Annotated in this window: 19 protein-coding genes; 13 read left to right on the forward strand and 6 right to left on the reverse strand. The window is 62.7% G+C overall.

The annotated features are described in order from the left end of the window. Positions 1 to 319 precede the first annotated feature (319 nt). The 5 genes from fecI (at position 320) to ydfG (ending at position 5,860) form a co-directional block, all read left to right on the forward strand. Entirely contained in the window at positions 320 to 844 is a 525-nt protein-coding gene (fecI, locus tag C9411_RS08015) for a ferric citrate uptake sigma factor FecI (RefSeq protein ID WP_063989772.1), read from the forward strand. Further along, positions 841 to 1,797 (forward strand): ferric citrate uptake sigma factor regulator FecR, encoded by a 957-nt coding sequence (gene fecR, locus C9411_RS08020; RefSeq protein ID WP_107226835.1) that lies wholly within the window; start codon positions 841 to 843, stop codon positions 1,795 to 1,797. The genes fecI and fecR overlap by 4 nt, the downstream gene beginning before the upstream one ends. Positions 1,798 to 1,912: 115 nt before the next feature. After that, positions 1,913 to 4,264 (forward strand): TonB-dependent Fe(3+) dicitrate receptor FecA, encoded by a 2,352-nt coding sequence (gene fecA, locus C9411_RS08025; protein WP_107226836.1) that lies wholly within the window; start codon positions 1,913 to 1,915, stop codon positions 4,262 to 4,264. 199 nt (positions 4,265 to 4,463) lie between these two features. Next, on the forward strand, positions 4,464 to 4,985 hold the full coding sequence (locus C9411_RS08030; RefSeq protein WP_063989769.1) for a GNAT family N-acetyltransferase: 522 nt from the start codon (positions 4,464 to 4,466) through the stop codon (positions 4,983 to 4,985). Positions 4,986 to 5,110: 125 nt separating this feature from the next. Further along, entirely contained in the window at positions 5,111 to 5,860 is a 750-nt protein-coding gene (gene ydfG / locus C9411_RS08035) for a bifunctional NADP-dependent 3-hydroxy acid dehydrogenase/3-hydroxypropionate dehydrogenase YdfG (protein WP_016927858.1), read from the forward strand. A 36-nt stretch (positions 5,861 to 5,896) separates the two neighbouring features. Here the strand turns inward: ydfG and C9411_RS08040 are convergent, their stop codons facing one another. Further along, positions 5,897 to 6,223, reverse strand: a complete 327-nt coding sequence (locus tag C9411_RS08040) for a YnfA family protein (RefSeq protein WP_107226837.1) — start codon at positions 6,221 to 6,223, stop codon at positions 5,897 to 5,899. A gap of 148 nt (positions 6,224 to 6,371) precedes the next feature. Here C9411_RS08040 and C9411_RS08045 point away from each other — a divergent pair, with 148 nt between their 5' ends. Continuing rightward, the gene (locus tag C9411_RS08045; RefSeq protein ID WP_004938560.1) at positions 6,372 to 6,740 is read left to right on the forward strand and encodes a DUF1283 family protein; all 369 of its coding nucleotides are present in this window, start codon (positions 6,372 to 6,374) and stop codon (positions 6,738 to 6,740) included. A gap of 89 nt (positions 6,741 to 6,829) precedes the next feature. After that, complete coding sequence (locus tag C9411_RS08050; protein ID WP_063989767.1) at positions 6,830 to 7,129, forward strand: DUF1161 domain-containing protein; 300 nt, start codon at positions 6,830 to 6,832, stop codon at positions 7,127 to 7,129. A 45-nt stretch (positions 7,130 to 7,174) separates the two neighbouring features. Here C9411_RS08050 and C9411_RS08055 read toward each other — a convergent pair whose 3' ends face one another. Beyond that, positions 7,175 to 8,662, reverse strand: a complete 1,488-nt coding sequence (locus tag C9411_RS08055; RefSeq protein WP_107226838.1) for an MDR family MFS transporter — start codon at positions 8,660 to 8,662, stop codon at positions 7,175 to 7,177. 508 nt (positions 8,663 to 9,170) lie between these two features. Here C9411_RS08055 and C9411_RS08060 point away from each other — a divergent pair. The 5 genes from C9411_RS08060 (at position 9,171) to clcB (ending at position 14,034) form a co-directional block, all read left to right on the forward strand. Beyond that, the gene (locus C9411_RS08060; protein WP_004938551.1) at positions 9,171 to 9,887 is read left to right on the forward strand and encodes an ABC transporter permease; all 717 of its coding nucleotides are present in this window, start codon (positions 9,171 to 9,173) and stop codon (positions 9,885 to 9,887) included. A 64-nt stretch (positions 9,888 to 9,951) separates the two neighbouring features. Beyond that, the gene (locus C9411_RS08065) at positions 9,952 to 10,821 is read left to right on the forward strand and encodes a glycine betaine ABC transporter substrate-binding protein (protein WP_369919416.1); all 870 of its coding nucleotides are present in this window, start codon (positions 9,952 to 9,954) and stop codon (positions 10,819 to 10,821) included. Continuing rightward, positions 10,821 to 11,471 (forward strand): osmoprotectant ABC transporter permease OsmW, encoded by a 651-nt coding sequence (osmW, locus tag C9411_RS08070; protein WP_049199194.1) that lies wholly within the window; start codon positions 10,821 to 10,823, stop codon positions 11,469 to 11,471. The genes C9411_RS08065 and osmW overlap by 1 nt, the downstream gene beginning before the upstream one ends. After that, complete coding sequence (osmV, locus tag C9411_RS08075) at positions 11,468 to 12,607, forward strand: osmoprotectant ABC transporter ATP-binding protein OsmV (protein ID WP_016927861.1); 1,140 nt, start codon at positions 11,468 to 11,470, stop codon at positions 12,605 to 12,607. The genes osmW and osmV overlap by 4 nt, the downstream gene beginning before the upstream one ends. A 125-nt stretch (positions 12,608 to 12,732) precedes the next feature. Continuing rightward, positions 12,733 to 14,034: a voltage-gated ClC-type chloride channel ClcB gene (gene clcB / locus C9411_RS08080; protein WP_038873948.1), complete on the forward strand. Its 1,302-nt coding sequence runs from the start codon at positions 12,733 to 12,735 to the stop codon at positions 14,032 to 14,034. On the opposite strand, the gene C9411_RS08085 is transcribed toward clcB, so the two are convergent. Next, the gene (locus C9411_RS08085; protein ID WP_107226839.1) at positions 14,031 to 14,423 is read right to left on the reverse strand and encodes a helix-turn-helix domain-containing protein; all 393 of its coding nucleotides are present in this window, start codon (positions 14,421 to 14,423) and stop codon (positions 14,031 to 14,033) included. The two genes, clcB and C9411_RS08085, sit on opposite strands and share 4 nt — an antisense overlap. A gap of 69 nt (positions 14,424 to 14,492) precedes the next feature. Here C9411_RS08085 and C9411_RS08090 point away from each other — a divergent pair, with 69 nt between their 5' ends. Beyond that, the gene (locus tag C9411_RS08090) at positions 14,493 to 14,987 is read left to right on the forward strand and encodes a DUF2938 family protein (protein WP_063989762.1); all 495 of its coding nucleotides are present in this window, start codon (positions 14,493 to 14,495) and stop codon (positions 14,985 to 14,987) included. Positions 14,988 to 14,993: 6 nt separating this feature from the next. Here C9411_RS08090 and bioD read toward each other — a convergent pair whose 3' ends face one another. The 3 genes from bioD to C9411_RS08105 form a co-directional block, all read right to left on the reverse strand. Further along, a complete protein-coding gene (gene bioD / locus C9411_RS08095) occupies positions 14,994 to 15,659 on the reverse strand; it encodes a dethiobiotin synthase (protein ID WP_049199186.1) in 666 nt (221 codons plus the stop codon). Positions 15,660 to 15,803: 144 nt separating this feature from the next. Further along, positions 15,804 to 17,021, reverse strand: a complete 1,218-nt coding sequence (locus C9411_RS08100; protein WP_033648222.1) for an ROK family transcriptional regulator — start codon at positions 17,019 to 17,021, stop codon at positions 15,804 to 15,806. Between the two features lie 159 nt (positions 17,022 to 17,180). Further along, positions 17,181 to 18,071, reverse strand: coding sequence for a LysR substrate-binding domain-containing protein (locus C9411_RS08105; protein ID WP_063989761.1), 891 nt, complete (start codon positions 18,069 to 18,071; stop codon positions 17,181 to 17,183). Positions 18,072 to 18,217: the final 146 nt, after the last annotated feature.

The following is an 18,217-nucleotide window of genomic DNA, read 5'->3' on the forward strand; positions in this document are numbered from 1 at the left end:
CGTGTGCCAACAGCCGGTGATAAAATATATTTTCATGTAAAAACAGAGTGATATTAATTAAACAAAGAAAACCAGCCGATGAAAAAGAATAAACCGTGCGGCGGCCTTCAACGGCAGGCTAATAGCAACCGTTTGCTTGCCGGAATAACACCGTGCCGCTGCACCTTTACGGGGCAAACGAATATCTTCACGGCCACCCGGTTTATTTCAGCGCCACACCTGGGTGCCGCATTCCGGCCTGAGGGCAACGGCGAAACTTGAAACGATAACCATTCTCAATTATCATCCGCGCATCTTTTTGACCAGCAATGCGAAAACCATGTCCGCCACCGCTTCCGCCCCGCACGCCGCGCTGTCGCGCCTTTACGCCACTCATCATGCCTGGTTGCAGGGATGGCTGCGCAGGCGGCTGGGCTGCGCTTTCGACGCGGACGATGTGGCGCAGGACACCTTCATGCGCCTGCTGAAAAGCGACGCTGCGGCGACCCTGCGCGAGCCGAAAGATTTTCTGGTCACCGTCGCCAAGCGGGTGATGGTCGACCTGTTCCGCCGCAGAACGCTGGAGCGCGCCTATCTGGAGATGCTGGCGCTGATCCCGGAAGGCTATGCGCCGTCGCCGGAGCAGCGCCAGAGCCTGCTGGAAAGCCTGCAGCAGATCGACGCCATGCTCGACGGCCTGGGGCCAAAGGTGAAACAGGCCTTCCTGCTGTCGCAGCTCGAAGGCCTGGGCTATGCGGACATCGCCGTGCGCCTCGGCGTGTCGGTCAGCTCGGTTAAAAAATACATGGCCAAGGCCACCGAGCATTGCCTGCTGTTCAGCCTGGAAAACGACGTTTTCTCATGAGCAACGCCATCACCCCCGAGCAGCGCCAAGCGCTGAAGATGGCCGCACACTGGTATGCCCTGCTGTGCGATGAGCACGTCACCGACCGCCAGCGCCAACAGTGGCAAGCCTGGCATCAGCAGCATGACGATCACCGCTGGGCCTGGCAGCGCGTCGAAGCGTTGCAGAGCCAGCTGCAGGGCGTGCCGGGCAAGTTCAGCTACCGCGCGCTCGATCGCGCCGGCCGCCAATCGGCGATCGATCGCCGCACCCTGCTGAAAAGCCTGCTGCTGTTGCTCGGCGTGGGCGGCGGCAGCTTCCTTTACCAGTCGCCACTCAGTCGGGAGCTGCGCGCCGACTACCGCACCGCCACCGGCGAGATCAAACCCATAGTGTTAAGCGACGGTACCCAGCTAGTGCTGAACACCGCCAGCGCGGTGGACGTGCATTACGACGATCGCCAACGGCTGATCCGCTTGCACGCCGGGGAAATCAGCCTGGTTACCGGACGCGACCCCCGGCCGCTGTGGGTGCAAAGCCCACAGGGGGCGATGCACGCGCTCGGCACCCGTTTTTTGGTGCGTGAGAGCGGCGGCGAGACGCGCCTGACGGTGCTGGAGCATGCGGTCGAAGCGCAGCTGGCGCAGGACGCGCGGCAAACGCGCCGGGTGGAGGCCGGAGAACAGATAAGCTTCAGCGCCACGGCCTTCAGCGACAAACAACCGGCTGCGGCGGAGGACGGCTGGCTGCGCGGCGTGCTGAGCGTCAGCCAGTGGCGGCTGGACCGGGTGATCGCCGAACTGGCGCGCTACCGGCGCGGCCATCTGAGCTGCGATCCGGCCGTCGCCGCCCTGCGCGTCAGCGGCAGTTTCCCGCTCAACGATACCGATCGCGCCCTCGCCCTGCTCAGCCAAACGCTGCCGGTGCGCCTGCAGAGCTTTACCCGCTATTGGCTGCAAATCGTTCCCGCCTGAATCTTTTTAAATGAAAATGATAAAAAATCGCATTCTTGATTATCCCTTTTGCTTTGCTCATCCGACTCCCAGGAAAACACTGCAGCAATAAATAAAAAATGATTCAGGAGAAGGTATGAACAACGCTTGGGGAAAGGGAGCGCCGGCTTCGCTTTGGGGAAAACGGGCCACGCCGCTGGCCGTGGCCATTGGCCTGGCCTTCGCCGCACCGCTGGCGGCGAGCGCCGCCAGCGCCGCTGCAACCTATCACATTCCGGCCGGTGAGCTGGACGGCGCGCTGAACGCATTCGCCGCGCGCGCCGGCATCGCGCTCTCGGTGGACGGCACGCTGACCGCCGGCAAACGTTCGCCGGGCCTGAACGGCAGCTACGGCGTCGATGACGGCCTGAACGCCCTGCTGGCCGGCAGCGGCCTGCAGGCTAAAGCGCTCGGTAACAACGGTTACACGCTGGCCAAACTGCCGCAGCCGCAGAAGGAAGAAGACATCACCGTGGTCGGTGACTGGCTGGCGGAAGGCCGTCAGGTAGACGTGTTCGAACATCCCGGCGCGCGTGACGTGGTACGCCGCGAAGAATTCGCCAAAACCGGCACCACCACCGTGCGCGAAGCGTTGAACCGCGTGCCGGGCGTGGTGGCGCCGGAGAACAACGGCACCGGCAGCCATGACATGGCGCTTAACTTCGGCATTCGCGGCCTCAACCCGCGCCTCGCCAGCCGCTCCACCGTGCTGATGGACGGCATCCCTGTGCCCTTCGCCCCTTACGGCCAGCCGCAGCTGTCGCTGGCGCCGGTCTCGCTCGGCAATATGGATGCGATTGACGTGGTGCGCGGCGGCGGCGCGGTGCGCTACGGGCCGCAGAGCGTCGGCGGCGTCGTCAACTTCGTCACTCGCGCCATCCCGAAAACCTTCGGCATGGAAGCCGGCATGCAAGGGCAGCTCAGCCCGACCTCGCGCCAGGATCACCCGAAAGGCACCGGCAACCTGATGATCGGCGGCACCGCCGACAACGGCTTCGGCGCGGCGCTGCTCTACTCCGGCACCCGCGGCAGCGACTGGCGCGAACACAGCACGACCAAGATCGACGACGTGATGCTAAAAAGCCGCTACGCCCCGAACGAGGTGCACACCTTCAACAGCCTGCTGCAATACTACGAAGGCGAAGCGGACATGCCGGGCGGCCTGAGCCGGGCGGACTACAACGCCAACCCGTTCCAGTCGACGCGCCCGTACGACAAGTTCTGGGGCCGGCGCCAGCTGGCGAACTTCGGCTACCAATATCAGCCGGATCAGCAGCACAAGTTCGACGTGCAGAGCTTCTACACCTACACCCTGCGCAGCGGCTATCTGGATCAGGGCAAAAATCTGACGCTGTCGCCGCGCGAATACTGGGTGCGCGGCGTGGAACCGCGCTACAGCCAGAGCTTCCGCTGGGGCGAGTCGGCGCATGAGGTCGGCGTCGGTTACCGCTACGTCAGCGAATCCACCCACGAGCTGCGCTACACCAGCAAAGCCAGCACCGGTCGGCTGCCGTCCACCGCCAGCCCGTACGATCGCGATACCCAGTCCGGCACCGAGGCGCACGCCTTCTATATCGACGATCGCATCGACATCGGCGACTGGACCATCACGCCGGGCATGCGCTACGAGTACATCAAGTCGTATCAGAACAACTACATCAAGAACAACCGCCTCGACGTCAGCTATAACGCGCCGCTGCCGGCATTGAACGTGATGTATCACCTGAACGAATACTGGAACCTGTACGCCAACACCGAAGGCTCCTTCGGCACCGTGCAGTATAGCCAGATGGGCAAAGCGGTCGACAGCGGCAAGATTGAACCCGAGAAGGCGCGCACCTGGGAGCTGGGCACCCGCTACGCCGGCGATGCGCTGACCGGCGAGATCGGGCTGTTCCTGATCAACTTCAACAACCAGTACGATTCCAACCAGGTGACCGACAGCGTGACCGCGCGCGGCAAAACCCGCCACGCCGGGCTGGAAGGCAGCCTGCGTTACGATCTGTCGCAGCTGACGCCAAAACTGGACGACCTGACCGCCTACGCCAGCTACGCTTACGTCAACGCCACCATCCGCGAAGACGGCGGCTACAAGGGCAATCAGGTGCCGTTCTCACCGAAGCATAAAGGCACGCTGGGGCTGGACTATACGCCAGGCAACTGGGCGTTTAATCTTAACGGCGAGTTCCAATCCAGCCAGTTCGCCGACAACGCCAACACCGTGGCGGAAAGCGCCGACGGCAGCACCGGCCGCATCCCCGGCTATATGCTGTGGGGCGTGCGCGCCGCCTATGATTTCGGCCCGGAAATGGCCGGCCTGAATCTGGGCGTCGGGGTGAAAAACCTGTTCAACCACGAGTATTTCACCCGCGCCTATGACGACAATAACAAAGGTCTGTACATCGGCCAGCCGCGCACGATCTATCTGCAAGGTTCGGTGAAGTTCTGACCCTCGGCGGCGGGCGCGGCTCATCGTGCCCGCCGCCTTTCCCATCAACGTGACGATGTCACATAAGCCTCTCCCACCACGCCGCCGCAGCGGCGAGAAATAAGTCGCTTCTGCCGTCAATACGCGTAATATCGACGATCCGCCCCAATTTATGGGCGCGGATTTTTTGCCGTTATGGCCTGAAAAGCGAGGAATTAAAATGAATCACAATGACCTTTCTCAGTGCCGCGTTGACACCGACCGTTTGTTGATTGCCCCCTTTACCGCAGCAGACGCCGACGATGTTTACCAGGCGATCACCCCAACCCTGACGCGTTTTATGGCCTTTGAGCCGGAGGCGTCGCCGGAAGATTTCGCCAACGTCTGGCAAGGCTGGCTGCCGCTGATGCGCGAAGGCGAAGAAGTGATCTTCGTCGCCCGCCGGCGCGAAGACCGCCTGTTCGTCGGCGTCGGCGGCGCACACAACCTGCGCAGCCACACTCCGGAGCTGGGTATCTGGGTCAAAGAGAGCCTGCATGGCCAGGGTTACGGGCGCGAAATCGTGCAGGGCATCGCGCGCTGGGTCAGCGAGCGCTTTCAGCCTCAGCACCTTATCTACCCGGTGGCCGAGCAGAATGCCGCCAGCCGTCGCCTCATCGAGTCGTTGGGCGGCGTGCTGGCCGGGCGTTGCGAACGCGTCAAGTATGACGCCGTGGTGTACCACCTGCCGCCTCAGCGCTAATCAGCATCGGGCCGCCGGCCCGGTGTGACCTTTTTTGCTTTCCGCCGTGATAACCGCTGCCACTGCCTGCGGGTTTGTGCTAATGATAGAGGTATGTAGGGTAAAAACAGTTGAGGAACAGCAACATGATTATTTTTGTTACCGGCGCCACCTCCGGTTTCGGCGAGGCGATCGCACGCCGTTTTATCCGTGAAGGCCACCAGGTGATCGCCGCCGGGCGCCGCCTTGAGCGCCTCGAAGAGCTGCAGGAAGAACTCGGGCAAGCGCTGCATATCGTGCGGCTCGACGTGCGCAACCGCGCCGCCATTCAGCAGGCGATCGAAGCACTGCCGGCCGAGCTGCGCCAAATCGACGTGCTGGTGAACAACGCCGGGCTGGCGCTGGGGCTGGAGCCGGCACACAAGGCCAACGCCGATGACTGGGAAACCATGATCGACACCAACGCCAAGGGGCTGGTGAACATGACGCGCGCGCTGCTGCCGGCCATGGTCGAACGCAACGTCGGCCATGTGATCAACATCGGTTCCACCGCCGCCAACTGGCCTTACGCCGGCGGCAACGTGTACGGCGCCACTAAGGCGTTCGTTAAACAGTTCAGCCTGGGCCTGCGCGCCGATCTGCACGGCACGCGCATCCGCGTGACCGATATCGAGCCGGGCCTGGTAGGCGGCACCGAATTCTCCAACGTGCGTTTCAAGGGCGATGACGGCAAGGTCAACAAAACCTACGAAGGCGCCGACGCGCTGACGCCGGAAGACATCGCCGAGTCGGTGTTCTGGGTCGCAACGTTGCCGGCGCGCGTCAACATCAACACGCTGGAAATGATGCCGGTCAGCCAGTCCTTCGCCGGGCTGAATATCCACCGAGGCGCCTGATCTCCGACGGCGGGAGGCGACTCCCGCCCTGTTTCCTCAGGCCGCGCGCCAGCCGGAAACGATGATCAGCATGCCCACCAGCGCCACCCCGGCGCCCACCCAGTCCAGCGCAGACAGCTTCACCCCATCCACCACCCGCAGCCATAGCAGCGCCGTCGCCACATACACGCCGCCATAGGCCGCGTAGACCCGCCCGCTGGCCGCCGGATGCAGCGTCAACAGCCAGACAAACAGCATCAGGCTTAATGCCGCCGGCAGCAGCAGCCAGGTGCTGCCCTGCTTCTTGAGCCACAGGTAAGGCAGGAAACAGCCGATAATTTCGGCGAGCGCGGTGGCGAAAAACAACAGCGTGGTTTTTAACATCGGTCGCAGTTTTCTCTCGATAAAGTAAACGAATCGGCGCTTGGCTGGTGAATTCCAGGAGCGCGGTGGTATATTTATTACCACGCCTGCGGGCGAGGTAACGCCAGTGCCGCCATCATCAGGCGCACTCACTCATAAGGATGAAACGATGAAAACATTTTCGACCCAACGACTGCTGCGCGGGATGCTGCCGGTCGCCATGCTGGCCGTCATGGGCGCCTGGCAGGCGCCGGCGCTGGCAGCCACCTGCACTCAGGGCAGCACCTGCGTCACCGTCGATGGTAAAGGCAGCGGTGCGATGAGCACCGAAGAAGCGCGCCAGAGCAAAGAGCAGTGGAATGATACCAAATCCCTGCGCCACAAGGTTAACACTCGCGTCGAGAAAGAGTTCGACAAGGCCGATCGCGCGGCGGATGACGAAGACCGCTGCAACGACAGCAACAACGTCAACGCGTACTGGGAGCCGGACACCCGTAAATGCCTGGATCGCCAGACCGGGCGTCGGATTAATCCTTAATCCGCCTGCGGCGGGCGGGCAAGCGTGAAACCCGGCCGCCGTTGCTGCTATCCTGTTACAGGAAGTCCATTGTCTAAAAGGATGACGTGATGAAAAAAACGCTGATATTAACCGCTGTATTGCTGGCCGGCGCGCCGTTGGCGGCCCTGGCCTCCTGCGAAAGCGTGAAAGCGGACATTTCGCAAAAAATCGTCAATAACGGCGTTCCGGAGTCCGGCTTCAAACTGGAGATCGTGCCTAACGATCAGGCCGATCAAGCGGGCGGCCAAGTGGTCGGCCACTGCGAAAACGACACCCAGAAGATCGTCTATACCCGCCTGAACAACGGCGACGATCGCGGTGACGCGGCGCAGACCGGCACCAGCCAGGATACCTCCAACTCGCAGTAAGCCACATCGGCTACCCAGGGCGCGCAACAGCCGCGCCCTTTTCTTTTATGCCTGTTCCGCCTCTTCCTCTTCGCCCTGCGGCCGGCAACGCGCCGGGATCAGCATCGCCGCCGCCAGCGCCAGCAACGACACCAACGCCGACACCAGGAACACCCAATGCAGCGAGGCCGCTACGTGCTGGGTCAGCTGCGACAACGCTTCGCTCCCCATGCTCTGCCGCACCGCCGGCTCCATCAGCCGCTGCACCGGATCGTCAATCTCCGGCAAACGCCACTGCAGGTTGAGGTTCAGCGTGGCGCCCAGAATGGCGGTACCGATGGCCGACCCCACCATGCGGGTAAATACCGTACAGGCGGTGGCGATGCCACGAATGCTGTAATGCGCCGCGTTCTGCACCGACACTAAAAACGTGGTGTTGCACAGCCCCATGCCGGCGCCGACCATAAACGCCGCCACCCGGCCCCACAGCAGGCCGCCGTTCGGCTGCAGCATCAGCAGGATCAGGCCGCCGGCCACCAACAGCAGCGCCCCCAGCAGCGCCGTCGCGCGATACGAGGTCATCAGCATCAAACGGCCGCTCAGCGTGCTGGCCAGCGGCCAACCGATCGACATCAGCGCCAGCGTGGTGCCCGCCTCCAGCGGCGAGCCGCCCATTACGCCCTGAATGAAGGTCGGCAGGAAGGCACTGATGCCCATCATCGCCGCGCCGATCACCAACCCGCCGATGTTACCGGCGACGATCACCCGGCTCTGCCACAGCGCCAGCGGGAACAGCGGTTCGACCGCGCGCCGCTCCTGACGTATCAGCAGCGCCAGCGACGCCGCCGCCAGCGCGAGCAACGGCGCCACCCACCATCCCAGGCTTTCCATCTGCAACAGCGCCAGCAGCAGCGCCGAAACGAATAGCGTCAGCCAGGCGGTGCCCGCCAGATCCAGCGCGTGCCGCTGCAGCTGCTGATGGGCCGGCAGATAGCGCCAGAGGAAGAACATCGCCAGCAGGCCGATCGGCAGGTTGACCCAGAACACCAGCGCCCAAGGCAGATGCTGCACGATAAACGCGCCCAGCAGCGGGCCGATGATCGCCGACACGCCCCATACGCTCGACAGATACCCCATCACCTTCGGCCGCTCGGTGGCGCTGTAGATATCGCCGATGATGGTGGAAGCGATCGGCATGATGGCGCCGGCGCCCAGCCCCTGCAATAAACGGAAGCCGATCAGCCAATACATGTCGGGAGCAAAGCCGCACAGCACCGATCCCAGCAGGAACAGCGTGGCACCGAAGAAGAACACCCGCTTGCGGCCGTAGAGATCCGCCAACCGGCCGTAGATGGGGATGGTGATCGCCTGCGCCAGCAAATAGACCGCGAACACCCACCCCAGCAGCGAGAAGCCGCCGAGATCGCCGATGATGGTCGGCATGGCGGTAGCGACGATGGTGGCTTCGATCGCCGACATGAACATCGCCAGCATGCAGGCGATCAGGATCAGCGGGCGGTGGGCAATGGGTGCGGGTGAAACGTTATTTGTCATGGCGTTATGCAGGCTTCCTGGCGTTTTTATTTTCCCTGAGTATATCAGCAAGCGCCTGCGCCAAGTCTATCCGCCCTCACATCCTGCTTTTGCCGGCGGCGAATCGCACCATTTGGACTGATTGTTACGGCGTAACGTTTTGCTGCGGATTTTTTTCACTTTCCGCGCATCCCAGCGCTGACGCGGGTTGAGGCGCGAATACGGGCAAACTCAATCAGCTGATTTTGTTCATAAAACTTGGCATGGCCAACGACGGGGTGCTATACCTTCCCTAGCCGGGGTCATTGGGCTTCGTGCTTTCTCTAGTTTAAATATCAGTATCTTATGCTGATTAACTCACGTATTGAGCCTACGTTCAGCATGCTGTGCCGAACGCACCCTTCGCTCAATGTCGCTAACCTCATGCGAAACGCCCGTTTTGTACCGCCACGCCCGCCGGGCAGTGGGTAACAATCAGAGCGGAATGCGCCGCCTATCGGCCGCTCCGCGCAACGGAGGACGCAACATCATGCACAAGTCAGCGCCATACCGGCGCCTGCTCCTCGGGAGCCTGCTGTTTATCGCCGTCATCGCGCTGCTGGTTTACGGCATCGGTTGGGAAACCCTCAAGTCGCGCCGGGAAGATTTGATTTACCTCGGCCAGCAGCACATGTTCCTGGTGGTGTGCTCCATGCTGCTGTCGCTGCTGGTTGGCATTCCCAGCGGCATCCTGCTGAGCCGCCCCTTCGCCCGCCGCTGGGCGGAGCACGTGATGCAGATCTTTAACGTCGGCAACACCCTGCCGCCGCTGGCGGTGCTGGCGCTGGCGATGGTGATCATCGGCATCGGCGATCGGCCGGCGGTGGTGGCGCTGTTCCTCGCCTCGCTGCTGCCCATCGTGCGCAATACCTATGCCGGCCTGCGTTCGGTGCCGCCGGCGCTGGTCGAGGCCGCCAACGGTATTGGCATGACCGCCGGGCAGCGGCTGCGCCAGGTTGAGCTGCCCAACGCGCTGCCGGTGATCTTCGCCGGGGTGCGCATCGCGATGGCGATCAACGTCGGCACCGCGCCGCTGGCGTTTTTGATCGGCGCCAGCAGCTACGGCGAACTGATTTTCCCCGGCATCTACCTGAACGACTTCCCGACGCTGATCCTCGGCGCCGCCGCCACCGCGCTGATCGCCCTGCTGCTCGATCTGGCGCTGGCCGGTCTCGGCCGCCGGCTCAGCCCGCACACCGCATCCTGATGGGAGAAACGCGATGACTCGATGGTTACAACACCTCCGCCACGCGCTGCTGTTCTCCTTGCTGATGACCGGCGCGGCCGCCTGGGCCGCTCCGCTGACGCTGGCGAGCAAGAACTTTACCGAACAGCGAATTCTGTCGGCGATCACCGTGCAATACCTGCGGGCCAAGGGGTTTCAGGTCGAACCCAAGACCAATCTGGCCACGGTGATCACCCGCAACGCCATGATCAACAAACAGATCGACATGACCTGGGAATACACCGGCACCTCGCTGATCATCTTTAACCACATCAATAAGCGCATGACGCCGCAGGAAACTTACGACACGGTGAAAAAGCTCGACGCCAAGCTCGGCCTGGTGTGGCTACAGCCGGCGGACATGAACAACACCTATGCCTTCGCCATGCAGCGCCAGCGCGCGGAAAAAGAACACATTCGCACGATGTCGCAGCTGGTGGCAAAAGTGGAACAGGTGCGTAAAACCGACCCGAAACACAACTGGCTGCTGGGGCTGGATCTGGAGTTTGCCGGCCGCTCGGACGGCCTGAAGCCGATGCAGGCGCTGTACGACATGCCGCTCGATCGCCCGCAAATCCGCCAAATGGACCCCGGCCTGGTTTACAACGCCATCCGCGACGGCTTCGTCGATGCCGGACTGGTGTACACCACCGACGGCCGGGTGAAAGGCTTCGATCTGCAGGTGCTCGAAGACGACAAGGGCTATTTCCCGAGCTATGCGGTCACGCCGGTAGTGCGCGCCGACGTGTTGCAAAACACGCCGGGGCTGGAAGAGGCGCTGAACACGCTGTCGAAACAGTTCAACAATCAGGTGATCACCGAGCTTAACGCCAAGGTGGATATCGACTACCAGACGCCGCAGCAGGTCGCCGACGCGTTCCTCAAGCAGCGCGGCCTGATTAAGGGAGACATGTGATGAATACTGTGCTTTACGCCTGGCAAAACTGGGCCTACATCGCCGGATTGACGCTGGAACACCTGCTGCTGGTCGGCGTCGCCGTCGGCCTGGCGATCCTGATCGGCGTACCGCTCGGCGTGCTGATCGTCCGCCACAAATGGCTGGCGACGCCGGTGTTGAGCCTGGCCACGCTGGTGCTGACCGTGCCCTCCATCGCCCTGTTCGGGCTGATGATCCCGCTGTTTTCCTTAATCGGCCACGGCATCGGCTACGTGCCGGCGATCACCGCGGTGTTCCTCTACTCGCTGCTGCCGATCGTGCGCAACACCCACACCGCGCTCGACAACCTGCCCGGCGGGCTGCGCGAAGCCGGCCGCGGCATCGGTATGACGTTCTGGCAACGCCTGCGCTGGGTTGAGATCCCGGTGGCGCTGCCGGTCATTTTCGGCGGCATTCGCACCGCCGTGGTGATGAATATCGGCGTGATGGCGATCGCCGCAGTGATCGGCGCCGGCGGCCTCGGCCTGCTGCTGCTCAACGGCATCAGCAGCAGCGACATCCGCCAGTTGATTACCGGCGCCGTGATGATCAGCCTGCTGGCGATCGTCCTCGATTGGTTATTGCACCGCTTGCAAATTGCGCTTACGCCCAAGGGGATCCGCTCATGATTAAATTGGAAAATCTGACCAAACAGTTCATGCAGAAAAATGGCACGCCGTTCAACGCCGTCGACAACATCAATCTGGACGTGCCGGAAGGCGAAATCTGCGTGCTGCTCGGCCCTTCCGGCTGCGGCAAAACCACCACGCTCAAGATGATCAACCGCCTGATCGAACCCACCGGCGGCACCATTCTGATCAACGGTGAAGACACCAGCGCGCTGGATACCGTCAGCCTGCGCCGCAAAATCGGCTACGTCATCCAGCAGATCGGTCTGTTCCCCAACATGACCATTGAGGAAAACATCACCGTGGTGCCGCGCATGCTGGGCTGGGACAAAAAACGCTGCCACGATCGCGCCGAGGAGCTGATGAGCATGGTGGCGCTGGATCCCAAGCGCTTTTTGCACCGCTACCCGAAAGAGATGTCCGGCGGGCAGCAGCAGCGCATCGGCGTGATCCGTGCGCTGGCGGCCGATCCGCCGGTGCTGCTGATGGATGAACCCTTCGGCGCGGTGGATCCGATCAACCGCGAAACCATCCAGAACGAGTTTCTCGACATGCAGCGCCAGTTGAAAAAGACCGTGATGCTGGTGAGCCACGACATCGATGAAGCGCTGAAGCTCGGCGATCGCATCGCAGTGTTCCGTCAGGGCAAAATCGTTCAGAACGCCAGCGCCGATGAGCTGCTGGCGCGGCCGGCGAACGACTTCGTTGCCTCCTTTGTCGGCCAGGACCGTACGCTAAAGCGCCTGCTGCTGGTGCAGGCCGGCGACGTGGCCGATCAGCAGGAAACGGTGACGGTGCGGCGAGAGACGCCGCTAGTGGAGGCGTTCGGGCTGATGGACGATATCGACGCCCGCTCGGTGACGGTGGTGGACGCCGACGGCAAGCCGCTGGGGTATGTCAAACGCCGCGAGGCGCGCGGCGCGCCGGGCGTCTGCGCCGACAGCCTGCACCGTTTCCGCGTCACCGCGCGGGCAGAGGAGAACCTGCGCGTGGTGCTGTCGAAGCTGTACGAGCACAACACCTCCTGGATGCCGATCGTCGATGAAGACGGCCGCTACAGCGGCGAAATCTCGCAGGATTACATCGCCGACTACCTCAGCTCCGGCCGCACGCGCCGGGTGCTGACGCCGCAATAACTCACCCCGGGGCGCTCACCGCCCCGCCCACGCCGCAGTTTGCTAAAGATTCACTGGTCATCGGCCGGAGCGCCAAGCACAATGCGCTGATGACCCTTTGATTTTTCTCACGACGCCGCCCACGCATGAAAAGATTGGTCCACCTGCACCACTATCGCGCCCTGTTGCGCAGCCTGTTTATCGCCGTGTTCATCGGCGTCGCCGCCGCTCTGGCGGTGTGGCTGTTCCACCGTTCGATGATTGGCCTCGAGTGGCTGCTGCTCGGCAATGCCGACGGCAGCCTGGTGGCCGCCGCCGCCGCGCTGCCCGGCTGGCGGCGCGCCCTCACTCCGGCACTGGGCGGCCTGGCGGCGGGCCTGCTGCTGTATATTCACCAGCGCTACCGCCACCAGCGCCCGGCGGCGCCTACCGACTATATGGAAGCGATCGAGACCGGCAACGGCAAGCTGGACACCGGTGCCAGCCTGGTGAAGTGCCTGGCGTCGCTGCTGGTGGTGTCGAGCGGCAGCGCCATCGGCCGCGAAGGCGCGATGATCCTGCTGGCGGCGCTGGTAGGCTCGCTGTTTGCCCAGCGCTTTACGCACGAGAAAGAATGGAAACTGTGGGTGGCCTGCGCCGCCGCCGCCGGGATGGCCAGCGCCTATCATGCGCCGCTGGCGGGCAGCCTGTTTATCGCCGAGATCCTGTTCGGCACCCTGATGCTGGCCTCGCTCGGCCCGGTGGTGATCGCCGCGGTCAGCGCCCTGCTGATGACCAACCTGCTCAACGGCGGCCAGGCGCCGCTCTATCTGGTGACGCCGCTCGCGGCCCCCTTGCCGACGCAATACCTGCTGATGGCGCTGGTCGGCGTGGTGGCCGGCGCCGGCGGGCCGCTGTTTTTATGGCTGATGACCGCCACCGGCCACGCCTTCCGCTCGCTGCGGTTGAAACCGCCGTTGCAGCTGGCGCTGGGCGGCCTGATCGTCGGGCTGCTTTCGCTGCTGTTCCCGCAGGTATGGGGCAATGGTTACAGCGTGGTGCAGGCGCTGCTGATCGCGCCGCCGGGGGTGCTGTTGCTGGGGGCGATCCTGGTGTGCAAACTGTTGGCGATCCTCGCCAGCAGCGGGTCGGGCGCGCCGGGCGGGGTCTTCACCCCGACGCTGTTCGTCGGCGCCGCGCTCGGTTCGATCATCGGTCAGCTGTTTGGCCTGTGGCCGGGCATGGATACGGCGGTGCCGCTGCTGCTGGCGCTGACCGGCATGGCGACCCTGCTGGCCGCCACCACCCATGCGCCGATCATGGCGGCGCTGATGGTGTTTGAAATGACCGGCGAATACGCGCTGCTGCCCGGCATTCTGCTCTCGTGCGTGATCGCCACCACCGTGTCGCGCGGCCTGCGGCCAGTGTCGGTGTATCACTCGGCGCCGCCGCCCAAACGCGAGGCTTAGAACTCGCCCTGCTGCAGGATTTTCCTGAACTGCGGGCACTGCAGGTGCTCGGGGTCAGGGCAATCGACCATGTGGCGCAGCCCGTCGCGTACCTGCATCAGGCGCTGGATATGGCGATCCAGCTCATCCGCCCGCGCCGCCAGCAGCCCGCGATCGAGCGCTATCTTGCCCCGTTCGTCAAACAAGGCGCTCATCTCGTCCAGCGTAAAACCGGCCAGGCGCGCCAGCGCGATCAGCCGCAGTTGGTCAAGCACGCCGGCGGCGTATTGGCGGCGCAAACCGTGGCGGCCTATCGACGCGATCAGCCCTTTGTTCTCGTAATGCCGCAGCGCGGAAGGCGCGATCCCGCTCAGGCGCGCCACCGTGCCAATATCCAGTTCTTTTGCCATTGACTTGAAGCCGACTTTAAGTTGCACACTGTGCGCACATTATCACGTCACTGAGCCAAGGACACCCCTATGACCCCCGATCTGTTAGTGCACATCCTGTTAACCGGCGCCGGCGCCACCCTCTGCATGGATCTGTGGGCGCTGCTGCTGAAGCGGCGCTTCGGCATCCCTTCTCTCGATTATGCGCTGGTGGGCCGTTGGTTTCTCGGCATGTTCGACGGCCGCTGGTTTCACGCCACTATCGTTACGGCACCGCCGCGCCGGGGAGAGAGAGAAATCGGCTGGATATTGCATTACGCCATCGGCATCGCGTTTGCCTTTATCCCGATCGGTTTGGCGGGCATCGGGTGGTATGCGGCGCCGGAGCCGTTCATCGCGCTGTTGAGCGGCTGGCTGAGCCTGGCGGCGCCGTTTCTGGTAATGCAGCCCGCGCTGGGCTTTGGCGTGGCGGCGGCGAAAACCGCCCACCCGCGAAAAGCGCGGCTCCTCAGCCTGCTCACCCACACGGTGTATGGATTGGGCCTGCTGATCGCCGCCCGGCTGTTGGCGACGCTGTGCGCCTGAGCGGGCTTACAGCAGCGTGGAAATATCGAGGTAGTGCGCCAGTTCGCGCTGCTCCGCGCGCGGCAGGTATGGAATTTCACCCAGCAGCGGCGCGGGAATGCGCTGCTGCAGCGCCGCGATGGTTTCGGCATAGTGCGCCAACCCCGGGTTGATGCGGTTGGCCACCCAGCCCAATAGCGGCAGGCCGTCGTTGATGATCGACTGCGCGGTCAGCAGCGCGTGGCTGACGCAGCCCAGCTTGATGCCCACCACCAGCACAACCGGCAGCTGTTCCTGCACCACCCACTCGGCGTAAGGCCGCAGATCGTTCATCAGCACCCGCCAACCACCGCTGCCTTCCACCACCACCGTGTCGGCTTTGGCGGACAGATCCCGCAGACCGCTGCTCATCACGCCATAGTTGATGTCCTCGGTCGCATGCGCGTGAAACACCTCATCCAGGCAGGTGATGGGATTGATCTCCTCGTAGGACAGCGGCAGGGTTGACGATGCCTGCAATACCAAAGCGTCTTTATTGCGGATGCCCTCGCTGGTTTCCTGGCAGCGTGCGGCGATCGGCTTGTAGCCGGCCACCGAACGGCCTTCGGCGGCCAGCGCCTGCATCAACCCGCGGGAAACCACGGTTTTACCGACGTCGGTATCCGTGCCTGTCACAAATAAACGCTTCAACATGAATAAAATGCCCCAGAATGCCCCGTTAACAATGTGTCGCCGCACCGGCGGCGAAGAAGTCTTTCGGAAAAATTCTAGGGGATGCTGCCACGTAGGGGCTTGAGGTAGCTCAATCTTTTGCGGGATTAATAAGAAGTTCTGATGTTAGCCCTGCAGCAGCTGCACCAGCAATGAACCGTTGTACAGCGCCTCTTTCACCAGCGCCGCGCCGGGCATGGTGCCCTGATTGAAGAACTGCGTGGATTCGACCTTGACCTGCTCGCTGTAGGCCGGCAGCGCCTGCTGGCGAATGCAGGAGGCGATGGCCGGGTGCAGGATCTCCGCCGCGCGGTTGAGCGGCGAGCCCACCAGGATCTTCTCCGGATTGAACAGGTTGACCATGATAGCCAGAATGCGCCCCACGCTGTGGCCGACGCCGAGAATGATGTCCCGCGCCAGCTGATCGCCTGCCAGCGCGGCATCGCACAGCGATTCAACGGTCAGCGGCGCGCCGTGCAGGCTGGAGCTCATCGAGCCGCTCAGTCGCTGCTGGGCGATCTCCAGCATGTTTTCGATGCTGGCCACGGTTTCGAGACAGCCGTGGTTGCCGCAATAGCAGCGTTTACCGTAAGGATCGACCTGGGTGTGGCCGATTTCCACCACGCTGTGGCTCCCGGCGTGCAGCACATGGCCGCCGGTGATCACCCCGGCGCCGACGTTGTGGTCGATCACCACCTGAATGACGTTCTGGCTGCCGCGCGAGGCGCCGTACAGCGCTTCAGCCATGGTCCAGGCGCTGATGTCGTGCTGCAGGTAAACCGGCAGGCCGGTGCGGGTTTCCAATGCCGGGCCAAGCGGCATCTCCAGCACGTCGTAAAACGGCATGCGGTGCACCACGCCGGACTGCACGTCGATCATGCCCGGCAGCGTGATGGCGATCGCCGTCAGCCGCTCCAGCTTGCTTTGGTGGCGGATAAAGAACTGATCAACTTCGGTCAGGATGCGTTTCAGCAGCGGTTCAGGGTGTTCGGCCGCCAGCGGCAGCAGCTCCTCCACTACCAGTTTGCTGCTGAGATCGCGCAGCGCCAGCGTGATGCTGCCGCGGCTGATGCGGGCGGACAGGTAGTGCCAGGCCTCGGTGTCCAGCACCAGCCCCACCGCCGGGCGGCCCCGGCTGCCGATTTCCTGGTACTCGGTTTCCTTGACCAGATGGGCTTCCAGCAGTTCGCGCACGATCTTGGTGATGCTGGCGGGCGCCAGCTGCGCGCGTTTTGACAGTTCGATGCGCGAAATCGGGCCCAGTTGATCGATTAGCCGATAAACCGCCCCCGCATTGGTCTGCTTGATTTGATCGATATGCCCAGGCTGCCCAACCGCAATCACAAACCTGCTCCTACTATTTTTCGCGCTTCTAAATAAAGACTAGGGGTTATGGTGGGGCTTTTGTCATACAGCGTCAACTATTTGATTCGTTATGTGATTTGCTGCACAAATTCCTCGCAATTTCAGCGTGAATTGATTTTTATTTGCCCAAGCTCAACGTCATTTCAGCATCAACGCCATCAGCGCCTGCGCGGCGGCGGTCAGCGGCCGGCGGCGGTGATGCACCAGCCACACTTCGGTGGTGGCGTCCGGCTCCGCCAGCGGCAAATAGCGCACGCCGTCCACCCGCACCCGGGCGAAAGAAGCCGGCAAAATCGACACCCCCAACCCGGCGGAAACCAGCCCGATGATGGTCATCGCTTCCCCCACTTCCTGGGTGATATACGGGGTAATGCCGGCCTTGCCGAGCAGCAGCAGAATTTCGTCGTACAGCGCGGTGCCCACTTCACGCGAGAAGAACACGAACGGCTCCTGTGCCAGGTGTTGAAACCGCAGCGCGCCGCCGGGCGTTTCCGCCAGCAGATGCCCTTCCGGCACCACCGCCACCAGCGGTTCACGCAGCAGAAGCTGAAAGTGGAGCGCCTCCGGCAGCCGCGTGTTGCGCATCACCCCCAGATCCAACTCACCGTTCAGCAACGGCTCGATCTGCTGTTTGGTGTTGATTTCGCGCATTTTGATATGCACCTGCGGGGAGTGCTGACGAAAGGCGCGCAGGCTGCGCGACACCACGCCGATAAAGGGCGCGGAAGAGGTAAAGCCGATGGTCATTTCCCCCAGCTCACCGCGATCCAGACGCGCTGCCTTTTCCGCCGCGCGCCCAACCTGATCGAGCACCTGGTAGGCTTCTTTGAGGAACATCTCCCCGGCCTGGGTCAAACTGACGTTGCGGTTGTTACGCGCCAGCAGCCGCGCGCCAACCATCTCTTCCAGCGCCTGGATTTGCTGGCTGAGCGGCGGCTGGGAGATCCGCAACCGTTCGGCGGCGCGGCCAAAATGCAGCTCTTCCGCCACGGCGATAAAGTAACGCAGGTGTCTCAATTCGATATTCATATTTAAAAAGTCTTAATTTGAATTATTAATATATTAGACAAAAAATTCGCCACTCCCTATCATTTTGTTATCTGTAAAATGTCTGTTTATCTCCCCGAAGTTCGGTAAGGAAACGCTGTGACAACCCCTGTGCGTTCTGCGGCCGC

Origin of the sequence: Serratia sp. Nf2, assembly GCF_003028435.1 — a bacterium.
Taxonomy (GTDB): domain Bacteria; phylum Pseudomonadota; class Gammaproteobacteria; order Enterobacterales; family Enterobacteriaceae; genus Serratia; species Serratia marcescens_L.

What these genes read in the sequence shown, in the direction of transcription:
- fecI (WP_063989772.1), top strand. Translation starts at nt 320, where the DNA reads ATGTCCGCCACCGCTTCCGCCCCGCACGCCGCGCTGTCGCGCCTTTAC.
- fecR (WP_107226835.1), top strand. Translation starts at nt 841, where the DNA reads ATGAGCAACGCCATCACCCCCGAGCAGCGCCAAGCGCTGAAGATGGCC.
- fecA (WP_107226836.1), top strand. Translation starts at nt 1,913, where the DNA reads ATGAACAACGCTTGGGGAAAGGGAGCGCCGGCTTCGCTTTGGGGAAAA.
- C9411_RS08030 (WP_063989769.1), top strand. Translation starts at nt 4,464, where the DNA reads ATGAATCACAATGACCTTTCTCAGTGCCGCGTTGACACCGACCGTTTG.
- ydfG (WP_016927858.1), top strand. Translation starts at nt 5,111, where the DNA reads ATGATTATTTTTGTTACCGGCGCCACCTCCGGTTTCGGCGAGGCGATC.
- C9411_RS08040 (WP_107226837.1), bottom strand. Translation starts at nt 6,223, where the DNA reads ATGTTAAAAACCACGCTGTTGTTTTTCGCCACCGCGCTCGCCGAAATT.
- C9411_RS08045 (WP_004938560.1), top strand. Translation starts at nt 6,372, where the DNA reads ATGAAAACATTTTCGACCCAACGACTGCTGCGCGGGATGCTGCCGGTC.
- C9411_RS08050 (WP_063989767.1), top strand. Translation starts at nt 6,830, where the DNA reads ATGAAAAAAACGCTGATATTAACCGCTGTATTGCTGGCCGGCGCGCCG.
- C9411_RS08055 (WP_107226838.1), bottom strand. Translation starts at nt 8,662, where the DNA reads ATGACAAATAACGTTTCACCCGCACCCATTGCCCACCGCCCGCTGATC.
- C9411_RS08060 (WP_004938551.1), top strand. Translation starts at nt 9,171, where the DNA reads ATGCACAAGTCAGCGCCATACCGGCGCCTGCTCCTCGGGAGCCTGCTG.
- C9411_RS08065 (WP_369919416.1), top strand. Translation starts at nt 9,952, where the DNA reads ATGACCGGCGCGGCCGCCTGGGCCGCTCCGCTGACGCTGGCGAGCAAG.
- osmW (WP_049199194.1), top strand. Translation starts at nt 10,821, where the DNA reads ATGAATACTGTGCTTTACGCCTGGCAAAACTGGGCCTACATCGCCGGA.
- osmV (WP_016927861.1), top strand. Translation starts at nt 11,468, where the DNA reads ATGATTAAATTGGAAAATCTGACCAAACAGTTCATGCAGAAAAATGGC.
- clcB (WP_038873948.1), top strand. Translation starts at nt 12,733, where the DNA reads ATGAAAAGATTGGTCCACCTGCACCACTATCGCGCCCTGTTGCGCAGC.
- C9411_RS08085 (WP_107226839.1), bottom strand. Translation starts at nt 14,423, where the DNA reads ATGGCAAAAGAACTGGATATTGGCACGGTGGCGCGCCTGAGCGGGATC.
- C9411_RS08090 (WP_063989762.1), top strand. Translation starts at nt 14,493, where the DNA reads ATGACCCCCGATCTGTTAGTGCACATCCTGTTAACCGGCGCCGGCGCC.
- bioD (WP_049199186.1), bottom strand. Translation starts at nt 15,659, where the DNA reads ATGTTGAAGCGTTTATTTGTGACAGGCACGGATACCGACGTCGGTAAA.
- C9411_RS08105 (WP_063989761.1), bottom strand. Translation starts at nt 18,071, where the DNA reads ATGAATATCGAATTGAGACACCTGCGTTACTTTATCGCCGTGGCGGAA.